17 protein-coding genes are annotated in these 21623 nt (G+C 55.7%); 12 read left to right on the forward strand and 5 right to left on the reverse strand.

Annotated features, from left to right (window positions below; all coding sequences use genetic code 11):
- The coding region (locus Q1B15_RS04935; RefSeq protein WP_299751009.1) for a hypothetical protein at positions 1-999 on the forward strand (999 nt) is incomplete at its 5' end.
- Positions 992-1201 carry a HutD family protein gene (locus Q1B15_RS04940; protein WP_299751012.1) on the forward strand — a complete coding sequence of 70 codons (210 nt, stop codon included), beginning with the start codon at positions 992-994 and terminating at the stop codon, positions 1199-1201. The genes Q1B15_RS04935 and Q1B15_RS04940, both read left to right, overlap by 8 nt.
- Before the next feature lie 141 nt (positions 1202-1342).
- Here the strand turns inward: Q1B15_RS04940 and Q1B15_RS04945 are convergent, their stop codons facing one another.
- A complete protein-coding gene (locus tag Q1B15_RS04945) occupies positions 1343-2713 on the reverse strand; it encodes a formimidoylglutamate deiminase (RefSeq protein WP_299751015.1) in 1371 nt (456 codons plus the stop codon).
- Between the two features lie 123 nt (positions 2714-2836).
- On the opposite strand from Q1B15_RS04945, the gene hutI reads away from it, so the two are divergent.
- From hutI to Q1B15_RS04970, 5 genes are all read left to right on the forward strand, one after another.
- The gene (gene hutI / locus Q1B15_RS04950) at positions 2837-4012 is read left to right on the forward strand and encodes an imidazolonepropionase (protein ID WP_299751051.1); all 1176 of its coding nucleotides are present in this window, start codon (positions 2837-2839) and stop codon (positions 4010-4012) included.
- On the forward strand, positions 4009-5538 hold the full coding sequence (hutH, locus tag Q1B15_RS04955; protein WP_299751053.1) for a histidine ammonia-lyase: 1530 nt from the start codon (positions 4009-4011) through the stop codon (positions 5536-5538). Before hutI ends, hutH begins: the two co-directional genes overlap by 4 nt.
- Positions 5535-6347, forward strand: a complete 813-nt coding sequence (gene hutG, locus Q1B15_RS04960; RefSeq protein WP_299751018.1) for an N-formylglutamate deformylase — start codon at positions 5535-5537, stop codon at positions 6345-6347. The genes hutH and hutG overlap by 4 nt, the downstream gene beginning before the upstream one ends.
- 1 nt (position 6348) lies before the next feature.
- Positions 6349-8016, forward strand: a complete 1668-nt coding sequence (gene hutU, locus Q1B15_RS04965) for a urocanate hydratase (RefSeq protein WP_299751021.1) — start codon at positions 6349-6351, stop codon at positions 8014-8016.
- A gap of 129 nt (positions 8017-8145) precedes the next feature.
- Entirely contained in the window at positions 8146-9183 is a 1038-nt protein-coding gene (locus Q1B15_RS04970) for an aromatic ring-hydroxylating dioxygenase subunit alpha (RefSeq protein WP_299751023.1), read from the forward strand.
- Here the strand turns inward: Q1B15_RS04970 and Q1B15_RS04975 are convergent.
- Positions 9180-10202, reverse strand: coding sequence for an amidohydrolase family protein (locus Q1B15_RS04975; protein WP_299751026.1), 1023 nt, complete (start codon positions 10200-10202; stop codon positions 9180-9182). The genes Q1B15_RS04970 and Q1B15_RS04975 overlap by 4 nt on opposite strands.
- 197 nt (positions 10203-10399) lie before the next feature.
- Positions 10400-11176, reverse strand: a complete 777-nt coding sequence (locus tag Q1B15_RS04980; protein WP_299751029.1) for a transporter substrate-binding domain-containing protein — start codon at positions 11174-11176, stop codon at positions 10400-10402.
- A 128-nt stretch (positions 11177-11304) separates the two neighbouring features.
- On the opposite strand from Q1B15_RS04980, the gene Q1B15_RS04985 reads away from it, so the two are divergent.
- Together Q1B15_RS04985 and Q1B15_RS04990 are read left to right on the forward strand one after the other, a co-directional pair.
- A complete protein-coding gene (locus tag Q1B15_RS04985; protein WP_299751032.1) occupies positions 11305-12048 on the forward strand; it encodes an amino acid ABC transporter ATP-binding protein in 744 nt (247 codons plus the stop codon).
- Between the two features lie 10 nt (positions 12049-12058).
- Positions 12059-12826, forward strand: coding sequence for an amino acid ABC transporter permease (locus Q1B15_RS04990; RefSeq protein WP_299751035.1), 768 nt, complete (start codon positions 12059-12061; stop codon positions 12824-12826).
- Here the strand turns inward: Q1B15_RS04990 and Q1B15_RS04995 are convergent, their stop codons facing one another.
- Entirely contained in the window at positions 12827-13552 is a 726-nt protein-coding gene (locus Q1B15_RS04995; protein ID WP_299751038.1) for a creatininase family protein, read from the reverse strand. It abuts the gene before it with no gap.
- A 43-nt stretch (positions 13553-13595) separates the two neighbouring features.
- Between Q1B15_RS04995 and Q1B15_RS05000 the strand changes: the two genes are divergently transcribed.
- The 3 genes from Q1B15_RS05000 (at position 13596) to Q1B15_RS05010 (ending at position 20430) form a co-directional block, all read left to right on the forward strand.
- The gene (locus Q1B15_RS05000) at positions 13596-13934 is read left to right on the forward strand and encodes a carboxymuconolactone decarboxylase family protein (protein WP_299751040.1); all 339 of its coding nucleotides are present in this window, start codon (positions 13596-13598) and stop codon (positions 13932-13934) included.
- A gap of 356 nt (positions 13935-14290) precedes the next feature.
- The gene (gltB, locus tag Q1B15_RS05005) at positions 14291-18952 is read left to right on the forward strand and encodes a glutamate synthase large subunit (protein WP_299751042.1); all 4662 of its coding nucleotides are present in this window, start codon (positions 14291-14293) and stop codon (positions 18950-18952) included.
- Positions 18953-18999: 47 nt separating this feature from the next.
- Entirely contained in the window at positions 19000-20430 is a 1431-nt protein-coding gene (locus Q1B15_RS05010; RefSeq protein WP_299751045.1) for a glutamate synthase subunit beta, read from the forward strand.
- A 116-nt stretch (positions 20431-20546) separates the two neighbouring features.
- On the opposite strand, the gene Q1B15_RS05015 is transcribed toward Q1B15_RS05010, so the two are convergent.
- The gene (locus Q1B15_RS05015; RefSeq protein ID WP_299751048.1) at positions 20547-21524 is read right to left on the reverse strand and encodes an SDR family oxidoreductase; all 978 of its coding nucleotides are present in this window, start codon (positions 21522-21524) and stop codon (positions 20547-20549) included.
- Positions 21525-21623: the final 99 nt, after the last annotated feature.

Consider the following 21623-nt stretch of genomic DNA (forward strand, 5'->3'; position numbering starts at 1 on the left):
GGATATTACGACACCAAATTGGCGGGCGTCATTAAGGATGCCGCTGTCCAGTTTGGCCTGGAGTCACAGATGCACGGCGTCCCTTTTAATCGCGACGTCAGCGATCCGGACGAGACCCTTTTGGGGAAAATAGACGCGGCGGATCGCACCGTTTTCTTTGCGCGGTTGGGCGACCAAATTAGGTTTCGTCCTCTGAATTCGTCGAAACGCCAAATCATCAGTTATGCCTTGGACCGAGAGACGCTTGCCTCTGCGTTCGGAACGATTGATTGGCGGGCGTTCAAAAGGCTCAAGTCGTTGACCAACACGGCACTTGCGGGGTCAACAGACATACATGTGACCTGCCCGGCCGGAACCGACTTCAAGGGCAATCCCATGGCCTTTTCAGAGGCAAGCGGCGATACGACCCTCAAACGTTTTCCGGTTTCGGTGTTTACACCGGTCCCTGCAAAGGGGTTTCACGGGCGCATCGCACAAAACGGATTTCTCACCGGGACTGGATCGCAGTATTACACGCCCTGGTCGTGCGAATTGAAAGAAACGCTTTTTGTGAATTTCGAGAATTCGCGAATTACCGGTTTTGAAGGGTCGGCGGCAGATGTTTCGGCGGCCAAGGCGCACTATGAATTTGTTGGTAACAAGTACCAGATCGACACCTATTTTGTACACTCGTGGCATGCCGGCATTCATCCGGGCTGTGAATATCTGGAGCCGGCAGGCCGCAATTTTGAGCGCTGGAGCGGCGCCGCGTTCGGCAATCCACGGCTGCTCCATTTCCATACATGCGGTGCCTACCCACCGGGTGAGATTTCCCTGAATGTTCTGGATGCAACTGTTCGTATCGATGGCGTCGCCGTCTGGGAGAGCGGCAGATTGCATCCCGAAAGGCTTTCTGGAGGTACAGATCTCCTAGAAGCCTATCCCGATATGCAGACCGCCTTTCAAAACCCAACCACACGAGTGGGTCAGGCCGCATCTGGAAAGCTGTCGTATGGGTGATCTGACGTTCATCGACGCCGATGAACTGATCGCCGTGCCGTGGAAGAACGGCGGCGGAATAACGCGCGAAAGTGCCCAAAGGGCTGGGCCTGATGGATTTGCCTGCCGCCTAAGCTTGGCCGATGTTGATACGCAATGCGACTTCTCCAGCTTTCCCGCCCTTGGCGCCCGCTGCCGGCAGACTAACCAGTATGAGAATTAGGACTGCCCAAAATCTCGGAGCGGATAGACAAATTTAGCGCTCTTGATCGCATCTTCCGCCATCCGACGGCGCCTTATCGCCACCTCTAATCCTCTGATGGCCGCGGCAAAAACCATATTCACTTCCGTAATTTTGACCAGTTCAAACCGAGCCAAACGTTTCGGTCAGCGTCGCCATGACGGCCCGGTATTGCTCCACGATATCATCGTGGGCCACATGGCGCCCGCCCTGCACCTGATGTCGCCCGGCGGACCAAACATCAGTGACGACACAGTCATTCGCCGCAAACAGGTATCCGTCCAATAACTGGCTGTCTGTCAGCGCGCAGAGCGTAGGGTCGTTGCTGTCAATCGCGACCAGATCAGCTAGTCGTCCTAGCGCGATCACACCTGCATTTCGGTTCAGCGCCTGCGCTCCGCCTTTCGCCGCTCCGACATACAAGGCTTCCCCGGTTGAGCGGTCTTCGACGCCTAAAATATTTCGTTCGCGGTGCTTTAAACGCTGGGAGTATTCGAAGAGCCGCAATTCTTCGCACACTGCGATATTCACGTTTGAATCCGTGCCGATCCCAAACGTGCCGCCCGCGTTCAGGTATTCCTTGCCATTGAAAATGCCATCGCCCAAATTCGCCTCTGTCACAGGGCAAAGCCCAGCAACCGCACCGGTTTTGGCCAGGCCGATCGTTTCAACCTGGGTCATGTGCGTCGCGTGGATAAGGCACCAACGGTGATCAACGTCTGTATTGTCCAGCAGCCATGCCACGGGAGGTGCGCCGAGGACGTCCTGCACACTTTCCACTTCCTTCAGCTGCTCTGCGATGTGGATGTGAATGGGCCCTGTCGGCGTTTGCGCGCCAATGCGTGCAAGATCAGCAGGCGACGTCGCGCGCAACGAATGCGGGGCGATTCCAACGCATGTGTCGCTCGGCATCGCTTTGGCCGCCGCCTTGCATCGCTCAACCAATTCTGCAAATTGATCGACGGTATTCCCAAATCGAAGCTGGCCTCCAGCAAGCTGCGCCTGCCCGACGTCCCCGTAGGTATAAAGGACGGGCAAGTGCGTGAGCCCTATTCCGGTCTGAGCCGCGGCCTTCATGATTTGCGCCGACAGTTCGGCTGGATCATTGTATGCCCGACCGCCCGGCGCGTGATGAATGTAGTGAAACTCACCCACAGCGGCATAGCCGGCCATCTGCATTTCCATAAACGCCATGCCGGCAATCACGCCAATTTGGTCCGGGGTCAGGTGATCAAGAAATCTGTACATCAAGTCGCGCCATGTCCAAAAGCTCTCGCGCCCCTTGGCGCGAAATTCAGTCATGCCCGCCATCGCCCGCTGAAAGCTGTGACTGTGCAAGTTTGACAGCGCAGGAAGGAGCGTATCGACACGGATATCCCCAGGCTCGGCCTGCGCAGATGTTGCGATTTCCGCAATTTTTCCTGCGTGCAAAGTCAAGCGCACGTCTTTCGACCAGCCAGTCTGGAGATAGGCCCGTCTTGCGAAAACCTCCATACACCCTCCCTATTATGAATGGACATAAAAATTCTAAGACCATACAATCTGTGTGACAAGATGTATTTAAATATGAGGAATTAATTGTCCCAAACGATCCTCAGTAATTGCTGCGTTGCCACCATGAAGTCAGGGCACGCGCCCTATGGTTTGACCGGCGCCAACACGATTGTGCTGGACGGCGAGGCCATCGCCTGGGTTGGTGCGTATGCGGATATGCCATCAGATTATAGGCATGGCGATGGAGTCGACCTGGGTGGCCGATTGGTGACGCCAGCGTTAATCGACTGCCACACGCATTTGATTTTTGGTGGTCATCGGGCGATGGAATTTGAGATGCGCTTGAACGGGGCGTCTTATGAAGAGGTTGCGCGGGCAGGCGGCGGCATCATTTCGACCGTAACAGCAACACGGCGCGCTACCGAAGATGAATTGGTTGCGGACGCACTGCCAAGGCTGGATGCGATGATCGCCGAAGGCGTTTGTACCGTCGAAATCAAGTCGGGATATGGTCTGAACACCGATGTCGAGTTGCGGATGCTGCGCGCGGCGCGGCGTTTGGCGGATCTGCGGCCGGTGACGATCAAAACGACTTACCTTGGCGCACATGCGGTGCCGCCCGAATATGCCGGGCGCGACGATGCCTATATTGCCGAAGTCTGCCTCCCCGCGTTGCGCGCAGCCCATGCTGAAGGGCTGGTGGATGCCGTGGACGCCTTTTGCGAGGGGATCGCCTTTTCGCCAACGCAGGTTGCTCAGGTCTTTGCTGTAGCTCAAGCATTGGACTTACCCATCAAGATTCATGCTGAGCAATTATCCAACTTTGGGGGGGCCAAGATGGCGGCAGGCTATGGTGCGCTCTCTGCCGACCACATCGAATATCTTGACGAGGATGGGGCTGCAGCCTTGGCTGCGGCAGGGACAACGGCTGTGATCCTTCCTGGCGCCTTCTATACGCTGCGCGAAACGCAAATGCCGCCGATTGACCTGCTGCGCAAATATCATGTGCCTATGGCGGTAGCCACTGACGCCAATCCCGGTTCTTCGCCGATGACGTCCATTTTGCTGGCGATGAACATGGCATCGACCCTGTTTCGCATGACACCTCAGGAAGCACTTGTCGGGGCCACACGCAACGCCGCACGCGCGCTTGGTCTTTCGGATCGCGGCATGATCGCACCGGGCCTGCGTGCAGATATTGCGGTCTGGAATGCACAACACCCGGCAGAGCTTGCCTACCGGATCGGGTTCAACCCGCTTCACACGCGCATTTTTGGAGGTGAATTTTGGCCACGATGATTTTGACGCCGGGGGCGGTCACACTGAACGACCTGTCTTACGTGTTTCGCGAAGAGGCGGCTGTTACACTTGATCTGTCGTGCAGGGATGCGGTCGAAAATGCAGCGGCCAAGATCGCAAAGGCCGCGCGGGGGAATACTCCGGTTTACGGCGTCAACACGGGCTTTGGTAAACTGGCAAGTATCAAGATCGAAAATAAAGACACGGCAACGCTTCAGCGTAACCTGATCTTGTCCCATTGTTGCGGTGTGGGAGAACCGATTTCGCGCGCCCACGCGCGGCTTATTATGGTGCTCAAGCTTTTGTCCTTGGGGCGTGGTGCTTCGGGCGTGCGGTGGTCGCTAATCGAAATGCTGCAAAATATGCTGGCGCGCGGTGTGACGCCGGTTATTCCTGCCCAGGGCTCGGTTGGGGCGTCAGGCGATTTGGCCCCGCTTGCGCATATGGCCGCTGTGATCATCGGCGAGGGCGAGGCGGAAATTCAGGGCACTGTAATGAAGGGCTGCGACGCACTGGACAAGGCCGGGCTAGAGCCCATCCCGCTGGGCCCCAAAGAAGGATTGGCGTTCATCAACGGCACGCAATTCTCAACCGCTTTCTCGCTTAGCGGCTTGTTCATGGCATGGGAGGCCGCGCAGGCCGCGCTAGTAACCTCGGCTATGTCAACTGACGCAATCATGGGGTCCACCGCACCGTTGCAGCAAGAGATCCACGCGCTACGCGGTCATCGCGGCCAGATTGAGGCCGCAGCTACAATGCGTGCGCTTCTGGATGGCTCGCAAATCCGAGAAAGCCATCGCGATGGTGACACCCGCGTTCAAGATCCCTACTGCATCCGCTGCCAGCCGCAAGTGACCGGCGCCGCGATGGATGTCTTGCGCCAGGCGGCTGCGACGCTTCGGATTGAGGCCAATGCCGCAACAGACAATCCGCTGGTCTTGGTCGAGGCTGACATGATCGTGTCGGGCGGTAATTTCCATGCAGAGCCCGTAGGCTTCGCCGCTGATATGATCGCGCTTGTGATCTCTGAGATTGGAGCCATTGCGCAAAGGCGAGTGGCGCTCATGGTCGATCCGACCTTGTCCTTTGATTTGCCGCCGTTCCTGACGCCATACCCCGGCCTGAATTCGGGCTATATGATTGCCGAGGTCACGACGGCGGCTTTGATGTCTGAAAACAAGCATCTCGCTAACCCTTGCGTGACTGACTCGACCCCGACTTCGGCCAATCAAGAAGACCATGTGTCAATGGCGGCGCACGGGGCGTACCGGCTGCAACAGATGCTGCGCAATCTGCATTCTATTCTCGGGGTTGAGCTGCTTTGTGCAGCCCAAGGTGTCGAGTTCCGTGCGCCGCTGTCCACAAGCGAGTCACTCTCAAAATGTATTTCGCGGCTCCGCAAAGACGTGGCCACATTGGGTGAGGATCGGTATCTGGCGCCCGATATCCTCGCGGCCTCCCAGTTGATCTCGTCAGCGGAACTGCCAAAGCTCTCGCGAGTGGCAATGCCGGCTCTCGAGGTATGAACGTCTTTGACGTGATTGTTGGCGACAGCCCGGTGGTGCTTGCGCAGCCCCATGGCGGCACCTTTGTGCCAGATGATGTGATGAAGCGGTTGAACCCAATTGGGCAGACCCTGTCTGATACCGATTGGCACATTGCCCAGCTATATGATGGGTTGCTCAATGGGGCGACGGTTATCAAATCTAACGTGCATCGCTATGTCATTGATGCCAACCGCGACCCGGCAGGTGCATCGCTTTATCCAGGGCAGAACACGACCACGCTATGTCCGTTAACGGACTTTGATGGGCATAAAATCTGGCTGGCCGGAGAGGCTCCGCAGGAGGCTGAGATCAAGGCCCGGTGCGTGGCCTATCACGCTCCTTATCATGATGCGATAGCGCAAGAGCTGCTGCGCGTTAAGGCGCGGCACGGGGTGGCCTTGCTTTTTGATTGCCACTCAATTCGGTCCGACATCCCATTCCTCTTTGATGGTATTCTGCCGGTTTTTAACATTGGCACCTACGCAGGCACCACGTGTGCGACTGAGATCGAGCAAACGGTCAAAGCCTGCTGCGACGCTGCACTCGGTTTTGACACGGTCCTGAACGAGCGTTTCAAAGGTGGATGGACGACCCGCAACTATGGTCAACCTTCTTTGGGCGTTCACACCATCCAGATGGAATTGGCGCAGCGCGCGTATATGGATGAAACCGCCCCTTGGACGTACCGCCAGGGCCGGGCCACAAGGCTACGTCTGGTTTTGGCCGAAGTATTGAATACGCTGGATAATCTCGCCCGCAGTGGCGCGCTTGCCAAAAAAGGAGTCTGAAATGCATGATCGTCAGAATGCGCGTGATGTTTACCCGCCAACGGGCCCCGAACTTAATGCCAAGAGTTGGCAGACGGAGGCGCCTTTGCGCATGTTGATGAACAATCTGCACCCCGATGTTGCTGAGAACCCGCATGAGCTGGTTGTTTATGGTGGAATTGGTCGCGCGGCCCGCACATGGTCAGATTTTGACACCATGGTTGCGACGCTGAAGGATCTTGAAGCCGACGAGACGATGATCGTTCAATCGGGGCGCCCTGTTGCAGTGATCAAGACCCACTCCGATGCGCCGCGTGTCTTAATCGCTAACTCAAACCTTGTGCCCCATTGGGCAACTTGGGATCACTTCAACGAGCTCGATAAAAAAGGTCTGGCAATGTATGGTCAGATGACCGCGGGATCGTGGATTTACATTGGCAGTCAGGGCATCGTCCAAGGCACCTATGAGACCTTTATGGAGGCCGGACGTCAGCACTACGGCGGTGAGCTGACAGGGAAATGGATCCTCACGGGCGGTCTGGGTGGGATGGGCGGCGCGCAGCCGCTCGCGGCCGTCATGGCGGGTGCATGTTGTTTGGCGGTAGAATGTAACCCAGAGTCAATCGATTTTCGGCTGCGCACCAAATACGTCGATGAACGCGCTGACACGCTTGATGAAGCCCTTGCGATGATTGATCGGTGGACCAAATCGGGTGAGGCGAAATCCGTCGGCCTGTTGGGCAATACGGCTGACATTTTTCCAGAGCTTGTAAAGCGCGGCCTGCGTCCTGACATGGTCACAGATCAAACTTCGGCGCATGATCCGATCAATGGCTATTTGCCGCAAGGCTGGACGATGGCGCAGTGGCGCAACGCGCGCGAAAGCGATCCTAAAGCGGTTGAAAAGGCGGCGCGCGCGTCAATGAAGACCCATGTGAAAGCCATGTGCGACTTCCATTCAGCAGGCGTGCCGACGTTTGATTATGGCAATAACATCCGACAAGTCGCGCTAGACGAAGGGTTAAAGAACGCCTTCGATTTTCCCGGCTTTGTGCCCGCTTATATTCGACCGCTATTTTGCCGCGGCGTAGGCCCGTTCCGCTGGGTCGCGCTATCAGGTGATCCGGAGGATATCTACAAAACTGACGCTAAAGTAAAAGAGCTTGTGGGCGACCCGCATCTGCACAATTGGCTCGATATGGCTCGCGAGCGGATCAGCTTTCAGGGGTTGCCCGCGCGCATTTGCTGGGTCGGCCTTGGGGTGCGTCACAAACTGGGCTTGGCATTCAACGAGATGGTGCGGACAGGTGAACTGTCGGCCCCTGTTGTCATCGGGCGTGACCATCTGGATAGCGGTTCTGTGGCATCGCCAAACCGCGAAACGGAGTCCATGAAAGACGGCTCAGATGCGGTATCGGATTGGCCGCTTTTGAATGCCCTTATCAACACCGCGTCAGGGGCTACGTGGGTGTCTATCCATCACGGCGGCGGCGTAGGCATGGGTTTTAGTCAACATGCAGGAATGGTCATTTGTGCGGATGGTACGGATGAGGCCGCCACGCGGCTGGAACGTGTCTTGTGGAATGATCCGGCATCAGGTGTCTGGCGTCACGCAGATGCGGGCTATGAGGATGCCGTGAATTGCGCCCGAGAACAGGGGCTGAGGCTGCCGACGATCCTTGGCAATTAAAGTCGCGCCATTTGCTTTGGCTCTGGAGCATCAGTTTGGTGTCCCAGTGTCCGCTCTGAGCAGATGAAAATGGAGCTTGTGGGCGCAAGCGACTAAGCTACCTCAAACGAACGCGAGTTGGAGAGAGATATGTATTTACGCAATTGCTGGTACGTCGCGGGTTGGAGCAAAGACTACGAACATACTCTCAAGGCGCAGAAACTGCTGGGCGAAAATATTGTGTTCTACAGGCAATGTGACGGCGCACCAGCCGCGCTCGAGGATGCCTGCCCGCACCGCAAATTGCCGCTTTCTATGGGGCAGCTTGAAGGGGATCATGTGGTCTGTGGCTATCACGGACTGACCTTTGATTGCACCGGCAACTGTATCGATTCCCCCACCCAGCGCGGCATGACCCCCCGACGCGCGGTTGTCAGGTCCTACCCCGTCGTGGATCGCTATCGCCTGCTCTGGATCTGGATGGGCGATCCGGAAAAGGCCAATCCGGATGAGATCTTTGAGATCGAGAATTTCGACAATCCGGACTGGGGCTATACAGATGGTGGCATGCTTTCGATTGAATGCAATTACCTGTGGGTCGTCGATAACCTACTTGATCCCAGCCACGTGGCTTGGGTGCATGTGACGTCCTTTGGCGGCGGCGGCACGGGCGATCAACCGCTCGATATGGAAAAGACTGACCGCGGCGTGATCGTCTCGCGTTGGATCTATGATCAGCCACCCTCGCCGTATTATAAAAACCTCGTGAGGTTTGAGGGCACTTGCGACCGTAAACAACATTATGAGATGTGCGTGCCTGCAATTGCGCTCAACAAATCGGTCTATACGCCCACGGGTACGGGTGGACCTGACAAGCCCGCCGTCGCCGATACCTACGTTAATATTTCTTACAACTTCATGACGCCGGTGGATGAGAACAATACGCAATATATCTGGTTCCAGCACCGCAACACCGACCCATGTGACAAGGCCATCTCTAAGCAAATGAACGATGGCGCGATCATGGCCTTTAACGAGGACAAGGAAATCCTTGAAGCGGTTCACAAGGGGATGGACGCGATGACTACGCCTCACATTGACCTTGGACTGGACTTGGGCGCTAAGACGTTTCGATTGCGATTGCAGCGGCTCATCGATGCCGAACAGAAAGATACAGAACACGCCTAACCCAAGGCCCTTTGTCGAAGCGTTTCGAGATGGGCAAATAGATCATCCGCAGTTTTCCAACTGACTTGCATCTTTTCAGCGTCACTTAAGTCTGCGGGCACGACAGCGTGGCCATAGGGATCGTCTTTGAAGATCGGATAGTCGGACCCCAGCATTATGCGATCTGCGCCAAACACTTTTACCGCCGCCTCTAACGCCCGTGGCCCTAGCGAGGCGCAATCATACCATAAGCGGCGCAAACGCTCTGTCGGGAAAGGCTCATTGGGGTTGCGGTGCCGCGCGATGCTCTCGATCCGCTCAAATATGAACGGTAACGTCCCGCCAAGATTGACGATCTGGAACGTGATGTTGGGGTATTCGTCCAGCATATCCGAGAGGATCACAGTCAGCGCAGCCTGCGACGCACTGGATTGCAAATCCACAGCGGAGAGCCGGTATTGCACGTTGTCCGCAGGCCGGGCAGGGGGCTCCTGGCCGACTTTCAGTCCCGGATGCAGCATAATGTGACAGCCGTATTCATTGGCCGCCGCCAGAAGAGGTCGCAACTCATCAGCTTCTTCCAGCGAATTGAAATAGTTCGAGGGCAGGATAATACCGGGAAGACCAAGATCGCGCCGGATACGCCTCACCTCGGCGCAGGCAAGATCCATGTCGTCGAGCGGAACGCCCGCCAATCCTATCAGCACGCCATCCGTCTCATGCGTGAGCTGCGCCAAATAGTCATTGTACGCTGAGATGGCCGTAGCGATTTCGTGCGCGGGCATCAGATCAACTCCCAAGGCGCCCGGAAACGTCAACATACGGTGCGTTAGTCCAGCGGCCTTCATCTCGGCCAATCCAACGCGATAGTCGTGGTAATGCTCGGTGAAAGGAAATTCGCCATTCATAGCAACCATCACGGTCACACCATCGCCGCGCGTGCGCAGATACGGGCGCTTTTTCCGAGCGCGCAACGTATCCACCAGGCCCCCACCGTAGAAATGCGAGTGCATGTCGATGCGACGGCTATCGATGGTCATCTGGATGACTCCCTTGCGCGGACAGACCAGTTATATCACTGACTTCAAGTCAGGTTTCAAATTGGCAAACGCTAGCCTGAACGAGCGACGTCTGGCGCTCGATCAAGAAACCGCGTTTTTGCCAAAAAAAACCGCGGCGCTTTGTCCAAACGCCGCGGTCTCACCACGCAGTATGTGATTTCTATACTTTGGCGCCCTTATAGGCCCCATTTCGCAGCAGTGGTTTCAAAAAAGCCGCGCGTTTTCTGCAGTTCAACCCAGCTGTTCACATAGTTGATCCATACTTGATCTGTCTGTGGCAAAAGCATCGCGATGGGTGTTGGTGCGCGCGCTTCAGTCGTCTCGATCTGACGCAAGTTCGGGAACTTAGCCAACAAAGTGGCACCTTCGATGTTTGACGTGATGAATACATCTGAACGACCTGACAGGACCTCTTGGAACCCGATAGCAGGCGCTTCTACGACAGTAATTTCGGCGTCTGGGAACCATTCGCGCGAGCTTTTCTCAAAGGTGGTTCCCAGTGTGGCGGCGACTTTTACGTCGGGCAAATTGATCGAGTCCCAGCCGTTGAAGCGGTCGATTTTGTCTGCGGTGGTAAAGGGCAATATCTCAACCGAGATATAGCTGTTGGAATAACCAGCTGCTTTCAAGCGCGCAGGGCTGATTGAGGCAGAACCCGTGATGTGATAATTTCCTGCGACCACACCATTGACGAGCGTCTTCCAGTCAGTCGGCACAAACTCAAGCTCAACGCCAAGGTCTGCGGCCAGTTGGGTCATGACATCTACGTCGTATCCGACGTATGAATTGGTGGCAGGATCGCGGACCGACATTGGGTTCCAGTCACCGGTTGTACCTACTTTTAGAACACCATTGCTCAGAATGTCATTCAATGCGGATTGGGCGTTGGCTGGCGCGCCAATCAGCGTCGTCATACAGGCCGCCACCAGGCCCAGCTTTTTCAAAAGTCGCATAAAGTTTCCCCAATTTAGGTCATTTTGTTAGAAGCAAACGAATTATGTCTATACATTACGTATTTCGTATAGAGCCATATCAAATATCAAGTGTTAATGACTCTGAGGAAAGTTTCAAGGAGTGGCTCATGTCGAATAAAAGCAAAGCGATTGAAATTTATGCGCTTAACAAATGGTATGGGTCCTATCAGGCGCTAAAGGATATAAATCTGACGGTTGACCACGGCGAACGCATTGTCGTTTGCGGCCCCTCAGGATCAGGCAAGTCTACTCTGATCCGATGCGTGAATTCCCTTGAAGTGCACGATTCTGGCCAGATTATTGTCGATGAGATCGAGATGAAGGACGACGAGTCTATTCATGAGATCCGATCCGAAGTTGGTATGGTTTTTCAGCAATTCAACCTGTTCCCACATCTGACCATTCTCCAAAATCTGACGCTGGGCCCGATCAAGGCTCGCGGCATGTCCAAGGTGGACGCCGAGGAACGCGCTATGCGATACTTGGAGCGCGTACGCATTCCTGATCAGGCACATAAAAAGCCAAGTGAGCTATCGGGCGGCCAGCAACAGCGCGTAGCGATCGCAAGATCGCTCTGCATGGAGCCCAAGATCATGCTGTTTGATGAGCCAACGTCTGCGCTTGACCCAGAAATGATTTCGGAAGTCCTCGATGTGATCGTTGATCTGGCCGAGGATGGGATGACGATGATTTGCGTGACTCACGAGATGGGCTTCGCTCGGCGCGCTGCCGACAGGATGATCTTTATGGATCATGGGGAAATCATCGAAACCGGAAAACCCGAAGAGTTCTTCGAGGCTCCAAAATCAGAACGCTGCCGGAAATTCCTCAGCCAAATCTTGCAGCACTAGGGGCGCCAATATGACTCTCAAAACCTCAATCGCTCTCGCGTGCATCTTGTTCGTCGCGGGCTGTAGCGCCGCACCCGGAGCCTGGGGCTGGTACGTTATCGATCCCAGGACAACCTCTGGATACAACAATATCAGGTTCCTGCTGAACGGCTTCGGTGCGACAATTTTGTTGTCGCTTATTGCCGCGTCCCTATCGATGGTAATCGGTTTGCTTGTCGCCCTTCCGGGGATGTCATCCAATCGATGGCTTCGGTATCCATCGCGTATCTATATCGAATTTATTCGGGCCATCCCCCTGCTTCCAATGCTCTTTTGGGTCTTTTACGGGCTTCCTGTCGTACTGAAATCAATCGGGATCAGTGTCAGTATTGATGCTTTCTGGGGTGCCATTATTACGCTGGCGATCTCAGACAGTGCGTTTACCGCCGAAATTTATCGCGCGGGTATTCAGTCGATCAATAAAGGCCAGACGGAGGCCGCGAAGACCGTGGGTTTGAACTATGCACAGACCATGCGCTATGTCGTCATGCCGCAGGCGATCAAACGCATCCTGCCGCCGCTCGCCAACCAGTTCATCTATATCGTAAAAATGTCAGCTTTCGCCTCGGTCATCGGGATGCAGGAACTGACGCGCAGGGCGAACGAGTTGGTGGTGACCGAGTACCGCCCACTGGAAATCTACTCACTGCTGATCCTCGAATACCTGGTTCTGGTCTTGATCATCAGCTTCTTTGTGCGGTGGTTGGAGCGTAAGATGGGCTCGGACGAAAGCAAATAGCTACTCGACAAATGACAGGTAATCGGCAGCCAGGGCATCGGCCGCTGATTTTAGCAGCAATATCCCATGTTCTGGCCGCGCGAGCCCAGAATGGGACCCAACCCGACCATCAGGAAAGTCACGGCGATGTGCCTCAGGCGCCCCATGCCGGTCCCCGGCATGCGCCCGAATATAGTCTTGGGTCAGTTTGCGAGGCGCCGCCAGATCGGGAGCTTCAATACGTCGATGCGTATGCTGTGTGATCGACACCTCGGACGGCGTCGCGTGCATGCCTTCCCAATCGCCGTACCATTCACTGCGCAATGCGTTGACGCTTTCAAAATCCCACCAGCTGCGAATGCGCACCTCTGCGTTGGTCCTGCCCGCGGCCTCGCGCAGGGGCGCGAGATTGGCACCATGACCATTCAAAATATAAATCTTGTTCAACCCATGATGCGCCAGACTAGATATCACCTGAAGCACAAGCTCAGTGTACACCTCGATACTCAACGAGACTGTTCCGGGAAATCCCATATTAAACGGGGCCGGCGCATAAGCCAATTCAGGGGCCACAATGGCCCCACATTGATCCGCGGCACGCCACGAAATTTCGCGTGCACAGATGGCGTCAGTGCCAATCAAGCCAATTGGCCCATGCTGCTCAATCGAGCCGGTTGGCAGAATGACGCCTTGTCGCGACGCAATATACGTTTCAACTTCAAGCCAGGTCATGTTTTCAAGTTTCATGCACTTGGCTATCCCGCAGTCCTACCAAAGAGAAAGTGAAATCATGAACTGGACCAAATTTTTGGGTGAAACCGCCGCTCGTATAGGGGTGCTGCAAAAAGAAACGCCAGATATGTTTGTAGGGTTCAATGCCATGTCTGTCGCAGCCAAGAAGTCGGGTGCGTTGGACGAGAAAACCAAAGAGTTGATCGCGCTAGGCATCGCAATTTCAACCCGGTGCGACAGCTGCATTGGCTTTCATATCAAATCATTGGTTCGGCTGAAGACAACCCGCGAAGAGCTGTGTGAGGCCCTTGCGATGATCGGCTATATGGGTGGCGGACCATCGATTGCTTTTGGCGCAAAAGCGCTCGAGGCCTACGACGAGTTTTCTGGCCGGTAAGTGAACTGGGGCGGCGCCGGCACTATCTTTGGCGTGCCGTTACTCGCGAAGGGGAGGTGCTGGCAAGCTTCGTCAAGAAGACACGGGATCCAAAGACAGGATTGAAATTGGCATTGTCAGATTAAACTCACCTGCTAGAGTTTGGGAGAGGAATTTCGGCTGCTTTCGCGTCACGCTGCTTGATGACTATTAAGCAAATAAAGGAAATACGTCCGAGCCTAAACCCTCAGGACGGTGGGAGAACGAGCAGATCTGTTTAATTTGATACTGCCATTTCGGTTGTTCAAGCGGGTGTGTTTACGCGTGCGATGACTGGAAAACCAACCGACGGCACCCGACTAGCTAAGAGATATAAAATGACCAACGAATACGCCGAAAAACGCAACCTACCAGGGGGCCTTTACGACCCGCGCAACGAACATGATGCATGTGGTCTTGGCTTCATCGCGAATATCAAGGGAGTTAAATCCCACAAAATCATCGTGGATGGCATTCAGATTCTCGAGAATCTCGAGCATCGAGGAGCCACTGGCGCCGATCCGTTGATGGGCGATGGTGCAGGCATTCTGGTCCAGATCCCGCACGACTTTCTGGCCGATGAATGCCTCGGACTGGGATTCGAACTTCCAAAAGCGGGCGACTACAGCCTTGGGTTCTTCTTCATGCCCCAGGAAGTTGCTTTGCAAGATCAGATCAAGCTCACTATCGAACGCATCGCCGAGAGTGCTGATCAAAAGGTGATCGGTTGGCGGTCGGTTCCAACCGACAATACCAGCCTGTCTTTAGACCCGGAAATCATGGCAGCCGAACCTGCTCATTGGCAGGTTTTCTGTGCTCGGCCTGCGGGGTTGAGCGATGACGATTTCGAGCGGTGCATCTATGTCTTGCGCCGCGAAATCTCAAACGCAGTCATCGAGGCGCTTGGCAGTCGCGAAGATGTCTATCCCGTGTCAATGTCGGCGCGCACGGTCGTCTACAAGGGCATGTTCCTGGCCGATCAACTGTACCCTTATTTCGCGGACCTTCGCGACGAGCGGTTTGTCTCAGCACTTGCAATGGTGCACCAGCGGTTTTCGACCAACACGTTCCCGTCCTGGAAGCTGGCGCATCCCTACCGGATGGTTGCTCATAACGGTGAGATCAACACGCTACGCGGCAATGTGAACTGGATGGCTGCGCGCCAGTCGACGCTTTCATCCGACCTGTTTGGCGACGATATCAAAAAGATCTGGCCGGTTTCTTATGAGGGGCAGTCCGACACCGCCTGTTTCGACAATGCGCTGGAGCTGCTTTTTCAGGGGGGTTACTCGCTGCCCCATGCGATGATGATGCTCATACCCGAGGCCTGGGCCGGCAATCCGTTGATGGATGAGCAGCGACGGGCGTTCTACGAATACCATGCCGCGATGATGGAACCCTGGGATGGCCCCGCTGCAATTGCGTTTACGGATGGGCGCCAGATTGGTGCCACGCTAGATCGCAACGGGTTACGCCCAGCCCGCTATTTCGTATTGGACAACGACACCGTCGTTCTTGCTTCGGAAGCAGGCACATTGCCATTTGACGAGGGTAAGGTGGTGACCAAGTGGCGGCTTCAGCCTGGCAAAATGCTTTTGATCGACCTGGAAAAGGGCGTCATCGTTTCGGATGAAGAGATAAAAGAGCAGCTTTGCAGCGCCAATCCTTATGACCAGTGGCTCAAGAACACGCAGATTGTTCTGGAAGACCTTCGCGGGCTGAAATCCTCGCCACGCAAGTATCAGGGTCAGGATCTGCTCGATGCGCAGCAGGCCTTTGGATACACTCAGGAAGATATCAAACTGTTGATGACGCCGATGGCGACGACCGGGCAAGAGGCGCTTGGGTCCATGGGCACGGACACGCCGATTTCTGCGATGTCGAGCAAGGCCAAACTGCTTTACACTTACTTCAAACAGAACTTCGCACAGGTGACCAATCCTCCGATCGACCCGATCCGCGAAGAATCTGTGATGAGCCTGGTGTCCTTCATTGGGCCGCGCGCCAACCTGCTTGACCACAAGCATCTGTCTAAGAAAAAGCGGTTGGAAGTGCGGCAGCCGATCCTGCGGAATTCCGATTTGCAGAAGATTCGTGATATCAGCGATATCGGTGACAACCAGTTCATGTCGCGTGTGCTGGATACCACCTTCGACGTCGAGCGAGGCCCAGACGGCATGCAGATCTGCCTTCACCGGCTGTGCGATGCTGCTGAGAAGGCAGTGCAAAGCGGTGACAACATCATCATCCTGTCGGACCGCCAGTTCAACCAACAGCGTGTTGCTGTCCCGGCGCTGCTCGCGACAGCGGCGGTGCATCATCACCTGATCAAGAAAGGTCTGCGCACCTCTGTCGGGCTGGTCGTCGAATCCGCTGAACCGCGCGAAGTCCATCATTTTGCGGTTCTGGCCGGGTACGGCGCCGAGGCGATCAACCCCTATCTGGCGTTCGAGACGCTGGCCGATATGCACGCCAGGGACGCCTTTCCGCCAGAAGTCGACGAACATGAAGTCATCCAGCGTTATATCAAATCCATCGACAAGGGGTTGCTTAAGGTAATGTCGAAAATGGGCATCTCGACCTATCAGTCTTATTGCGGGGCACAAATTTTTGACGCCATCGGTCTCGCGTCGGATTTCGTAAGCCAGTATTTTACCGGGACGGCCAGCCAGATTGAAGGCATCGGATTGGGCGAGTTTGCGGTTGAGACCGTTCGCCGCCATCAGGAAGCTTACGGCGATGTGCCGGTTCTTCGTCACTCTCTGGATGTCGGCGGCGACTACGCCCTGCGACAACGCGGCGAGGCCCACGCCTGGACATCTGACGAGGTAAGCAACCTTCAGCACGCGGTCCGTGGCAACAGCCAAGACAAATACCGTGCCTACGCGAAATCGATCAATGAACAGCAGCAGCGGCTTTTGACGATCCGCGGTATGTTCCGCCTGCGCCCTGCCGAAGAAACCGGACGCAAGCCGCTGGAGCTTTCGGAAGTTGAGCCCGCACTGGATATCGTTAAACGATTTGCAACCGGGGCCATGTCCTATGGCTCGATCTCGGCGGAAGCACATGAAAACCTTGCGATCGCGATGAACCGGATCGGCGGAAAATCCAATACCGGCGAAGGCGGCGAAGAGGTCGAGCGCTTTACGCCGATGGCAAACGGCGACAGCAAGCGCTCGGCGATCAAGCAGGTTGCCTCTGGCCGCTTCGGTGTAACGACGGAATACTTGGCCAATTCTGACATGATCCAGATCAAGATGGCGCAGGGAGCCAAGCCCGGCGAAGGCGGTCAGCTGCCCGGCCATAAAGTCGATGCGGTGATCGCAAAGGTGCGCCACTCAACAATTGGCGTCGGGCTGATTTCACCACCGCCGCATCATGATATCTATTCGATCGAGGATTTGGCGCAGCTGATCTATGATCTCAAAAACGTCAATCCGCGTGCAGATATCTCGGTGAAACTCGTCTCAGAAGTCGGTGTAGGTACGGTTGCCGCCGGTGTAGCCAAGGCCCGAGCGGATCACGTGACAATCTCCGGAATGGAGGGAGGGACAGGTGCAAGTCCACTCACATCCATCAAACATGCCGGTTCTCCTTGGGAGATCGGGCTTGCCGAGACGCACCAGACCCTGCTGCGCAACAAATTGCGTTCGCGGATCGCTGTGCAGGTGGATGGCGGATTGCGTACGGGACGAGATGTGGTCATAGGCGCATTGCTGGGTGCTGATGAGTTCGGATTTGCGACTGCGCCGCTGGTCGCCTCTGGCTGCATCATGATGCGAAAGTGTCACCTGAACACCTGCCCAGTGGGTGTCGCAACCCAGGACCCGGTGCTGCGCAGACGCTTTACCGGCCAGCCTGAGCATGTGATCAATTTCTTCTTCTTCGTGGCCGAAGAAGTCCGGGAGCTCATGGCCGCGCTCGGTTTTGCCACCATGGACGAAATGATCGGCCAGCTTAGTGTGTTGGATCGCGATCGGGCTATCGACCACTGGAAGGCGCGGGGCTTGGATTTCAGCAAGTTGTTCTTCGATCCCGAGATGGGCGAGGATGTGCCGATCTATCACTGCGAATCCCAAGTACATCATATCGACGATGTACTGGACCGCGAATTCATCCGCCTCGCTCAGCCCGCGTTGGAAAACCGCGAACCCGTTAAGCTGGATATGAAGATTGCAAACCGGAACCGTTCTGTCGGGGCGATGTTGTCGGGTGAAATTGCCAAACGCTATGGGCATGCAGGGCTACCGGATGACACCATCCATATCAAGTTGACCGGTACGACCGGACAGGCGTTCGGTGCCTGGGTTTCGCGCGGTGTCACGTTGGAGGTCGAGGGCGAAGGCAACGACTATATCGGTAAGGGGCTGTCCGGCGGCAGGTTGATCATTTACCCGCCAAAGAGTGCCGTTCAGATCGACCCAAGCGAGTCGATCATTGCTGGTAACACCGTGCTTTACGGCGCCATCGAGGGTGAATGCTATTTGCGCGGTGTGGCTGGCGAGCGGTTTGCGGTGCGCAACTCTGGGGCCACTGCGGTTGTCGAAGGAGTTGGCGATCATGGCTGCGAATACATGACTGGCGGCGTTGTGGCGGTTCTGGGTTACACCGGGCGTAACTTCGCTGCGGGAATGTCCGGCGGTATCGCTTATGTATTGGACGAGGACGGCACCTTTGCCAGTCGGTGCAACCTGGCCATGGTCGAGTTGGAACCTGTGCCCGAAGAAGACAACCTGATGGAATCCCAGCACCATATCGGCGGTAATATCGAACACCATGGCCGGGTCGATGTGTCCAATGACATGACCCAACATGATGACGAGCGCTTGCGCCAGTTGATTGAAAACCATCGGTACTACACCGGCTCAAAACAAGCCGCCCACATACTGGAAAACTGGGAAGAGTTTCGTCCGAAATTCGTGAAAGTCATGCCCACGGAATACCGCCGGGCCCTCGAAGAGATCGAAACAGCGCAGATGGCCGCTAATCCGGCGGCGTGATCAACAACTCAAGGCACGCTGTGGCGTCCGAAGCGGAGTAAGAAATTATGGGTAAAGTGACAGGCTTTCTTGAGGTCGACAGGCAGGACAGAAAATACCGCCCCGCCTCTGACCGCACGCGTAGCTACAAAGAATTCATAATTCCCCTGCCAGAGCAGACGCTGCGCGATCAGGCCAGCCGGTGCATGGACTGCGGCATTCCTTTTTGTCACGATCAGAAAGGTCTGAAGGGGTGTCCGGTGGACAACCAGATCCCGGACTGGAACAATCTGGTTTATGATGGGGATTGGCGTGCGGCCTCAGACAACCTGCATTCCACCAACAACTTTCCCGAGTTCACAGGGCGAATTTGTCCGGCTCCCTGCGAAGCCTCCTGTACCTTGAACCTGATAGACAGCCCGGTGACGATCAAGTCCATCGAATGCGCCATTGTAGACAAGGCCTGGGAGAACGGATGGATCGAGCCACAGGTTCCGGTCCACAAAACGGGCAAGAAGATCGCGGTTATTGGCGCTGGGCCAGCCGGTATGGCCGCGGCCCAACAGCTCGCCCGGGCGGGCCACGACGTGCACATTTATGAGAAGACACAGAAAATCGGCGGGCTGATGCGCTATGGGATACCTGATTTCAAGATGGAAAAAACCCATATTGACCGCCGCGCCGTGCAAATGGCTGCAGAGGGCGTCGTGTTTCATCTGGGCGTTCATGTGGGCAAGGATCTCGCTATCGACGCTTTGGTCGATCAACATGATGCCGTCATCCTGTCCGGCGGCGCCGAGAATCCCCGTGATCTGCCAATCGAGGGTCGCGACCTAGAGGGCGTGCATTTTGCGATGGAGTTCCTGCCACAGCAAAACCGCCGCGTTTCTGAAGAGCCGCAAGATGCTGTGCCAATTCTGGCTGGTGGCAAGCATGTGGTCGTCATCGGTGGCGGCGATACCGGATCAGACTGCATTGGTACGTCGATCCGCCAAGGTGCGCTTTCGGTCACGCAGCTTGAAATCATGCCAACGCCGCCGGATCGCGAAAACAAGCTGCTGACCTGGCCCAACTGGCCTTTGAAAATGCGAACGTCTTCCAGTCAGGAAGAGGGTGCGGGCCGCGAATTTTCGGTCATGACCCAACGGTTCGAAGGCGCGAACGATCAGGTTAAGGCATTGCATTGCATCCGCGTCGACGAAAAATTTCAACCCGTCGCAGGCAGCGAGTTCGTTTTGCGCGCTGATCTTGCATTGTTAGCAATGGGCTTCGTGTCTCCAACGATCGAGGGCATGATTGCAGATCTTGGCGTCGAACTCGACGCCCGCCAGAATGTGCTTGCCGACACGACCGCCTACAAAACCAGCCATGACAAAGTCTGGACCGCTGGTGACATGCGGCGTGGCCAGTCGCTTGTGGTCTGGGCGATCCGCGAAGGCCGCCATTGTGCGCACGCTGTCGATAAGGCTTTGATGGGTAAGTCTGCCTTGGCAGTATAGAGGTATTCGCCTGAACAGACTTTTGGGTGGTGTCATGTGTAGACGTATATGGCCCCTGACGTCACGGTCAGCGCAAAGCCAAATCTAAACCGCGGCGTCAGTTGGTCTCGACCCGCTCAACCTGGCAATGCGGTGACTTGCCCATCTGCGATAAGCTGTTTGAACGCGCGGTATGTGTCTTCGATACCGTCCTGCACAGAGACATGTGGATATTTCGGGACACTAGCCCAAAGAGGGGCCTCGTCTAAATCAGCTGGAAATGGAAATGGATCGCCCTTGGCGGTCACGGCCATGCCACTGTCCAAACCCCGCAGAATGCTCAGTCCGTTTTCGATCGTCTCGCAACGCCCGTTAAGATCAAATACCGATGCGCTTTCACCTGCTTGGCTGACCGCTGCGATAAAAGCCGCCGCTGCTTCCCCCGCATATAGCCAGCTGTATGAGCCTGTATATGGGATCTCAAATGGAAGCCCCATTGCGGCGGCCTGTATGCCGGCCGTGTTCAAAGAGCTCATCCCCTGATCCCGTGCCACACCATAAACAACGTTCGGGCGAAGACCTATCGAGGGAACTTCCCAATCGTTCCAATAAACATAAGCCGTATTTTCATTGGCCAATTTGTACGCGCCGTAAAGAGTTTCCTTGTAAGGTCCACCAGGCGGGAACGATACCGATGCGATGGATGAAGCATAGGTTGTGCGTTTGATCTCTGCATGACGCGCAGCTTCTAGCATATTGATGGTGCCTTCCACATTTACGCGAGCACCGAGCGCTGGGTTTGCGGCGCAAAACGGCACTTGAAGTCCAGCCAGATGAATAATTGTCCGGATCCCGTGCGATTTGACAACTTCCGCGACACGTGTGGCATCGGTGACATCCAGGACTTCCCAAGTCAGGGCGCCTGCCGCATCCGCGCCCATCACCAGCGATGGGCGGGTGCGGTCATCCTGCAAATCGGCAGCAACGCAGGGCACGCCAGAGCGGCTGAGAATAGCAACGGTCCAAGCGCCGATGCATCCACCTGCACCGGTCACCAGTATCGGTCCGTCAAAACGGTCGGCTGAAACAAGGAATCTGTCAGTCAAGAAGTTCATAGCTATTCTCCTTACAAATGGTCGAATTGTCTAATGAAGTGTGCGGGGCTTTGGATGGATTTTGCAAGAGTGACCTGCCCCCCCCCGAACCTTCCCTCA

The sequence above is a fragment of the uncultured Boseongicola sp. genome, from assembly GCF_937988555.1.
GTDB lineage: Bacteria > Pseudomonadota > Alphaproteobacteria > Rhodobacterales > Rhodobacteraceae > Boseongicola.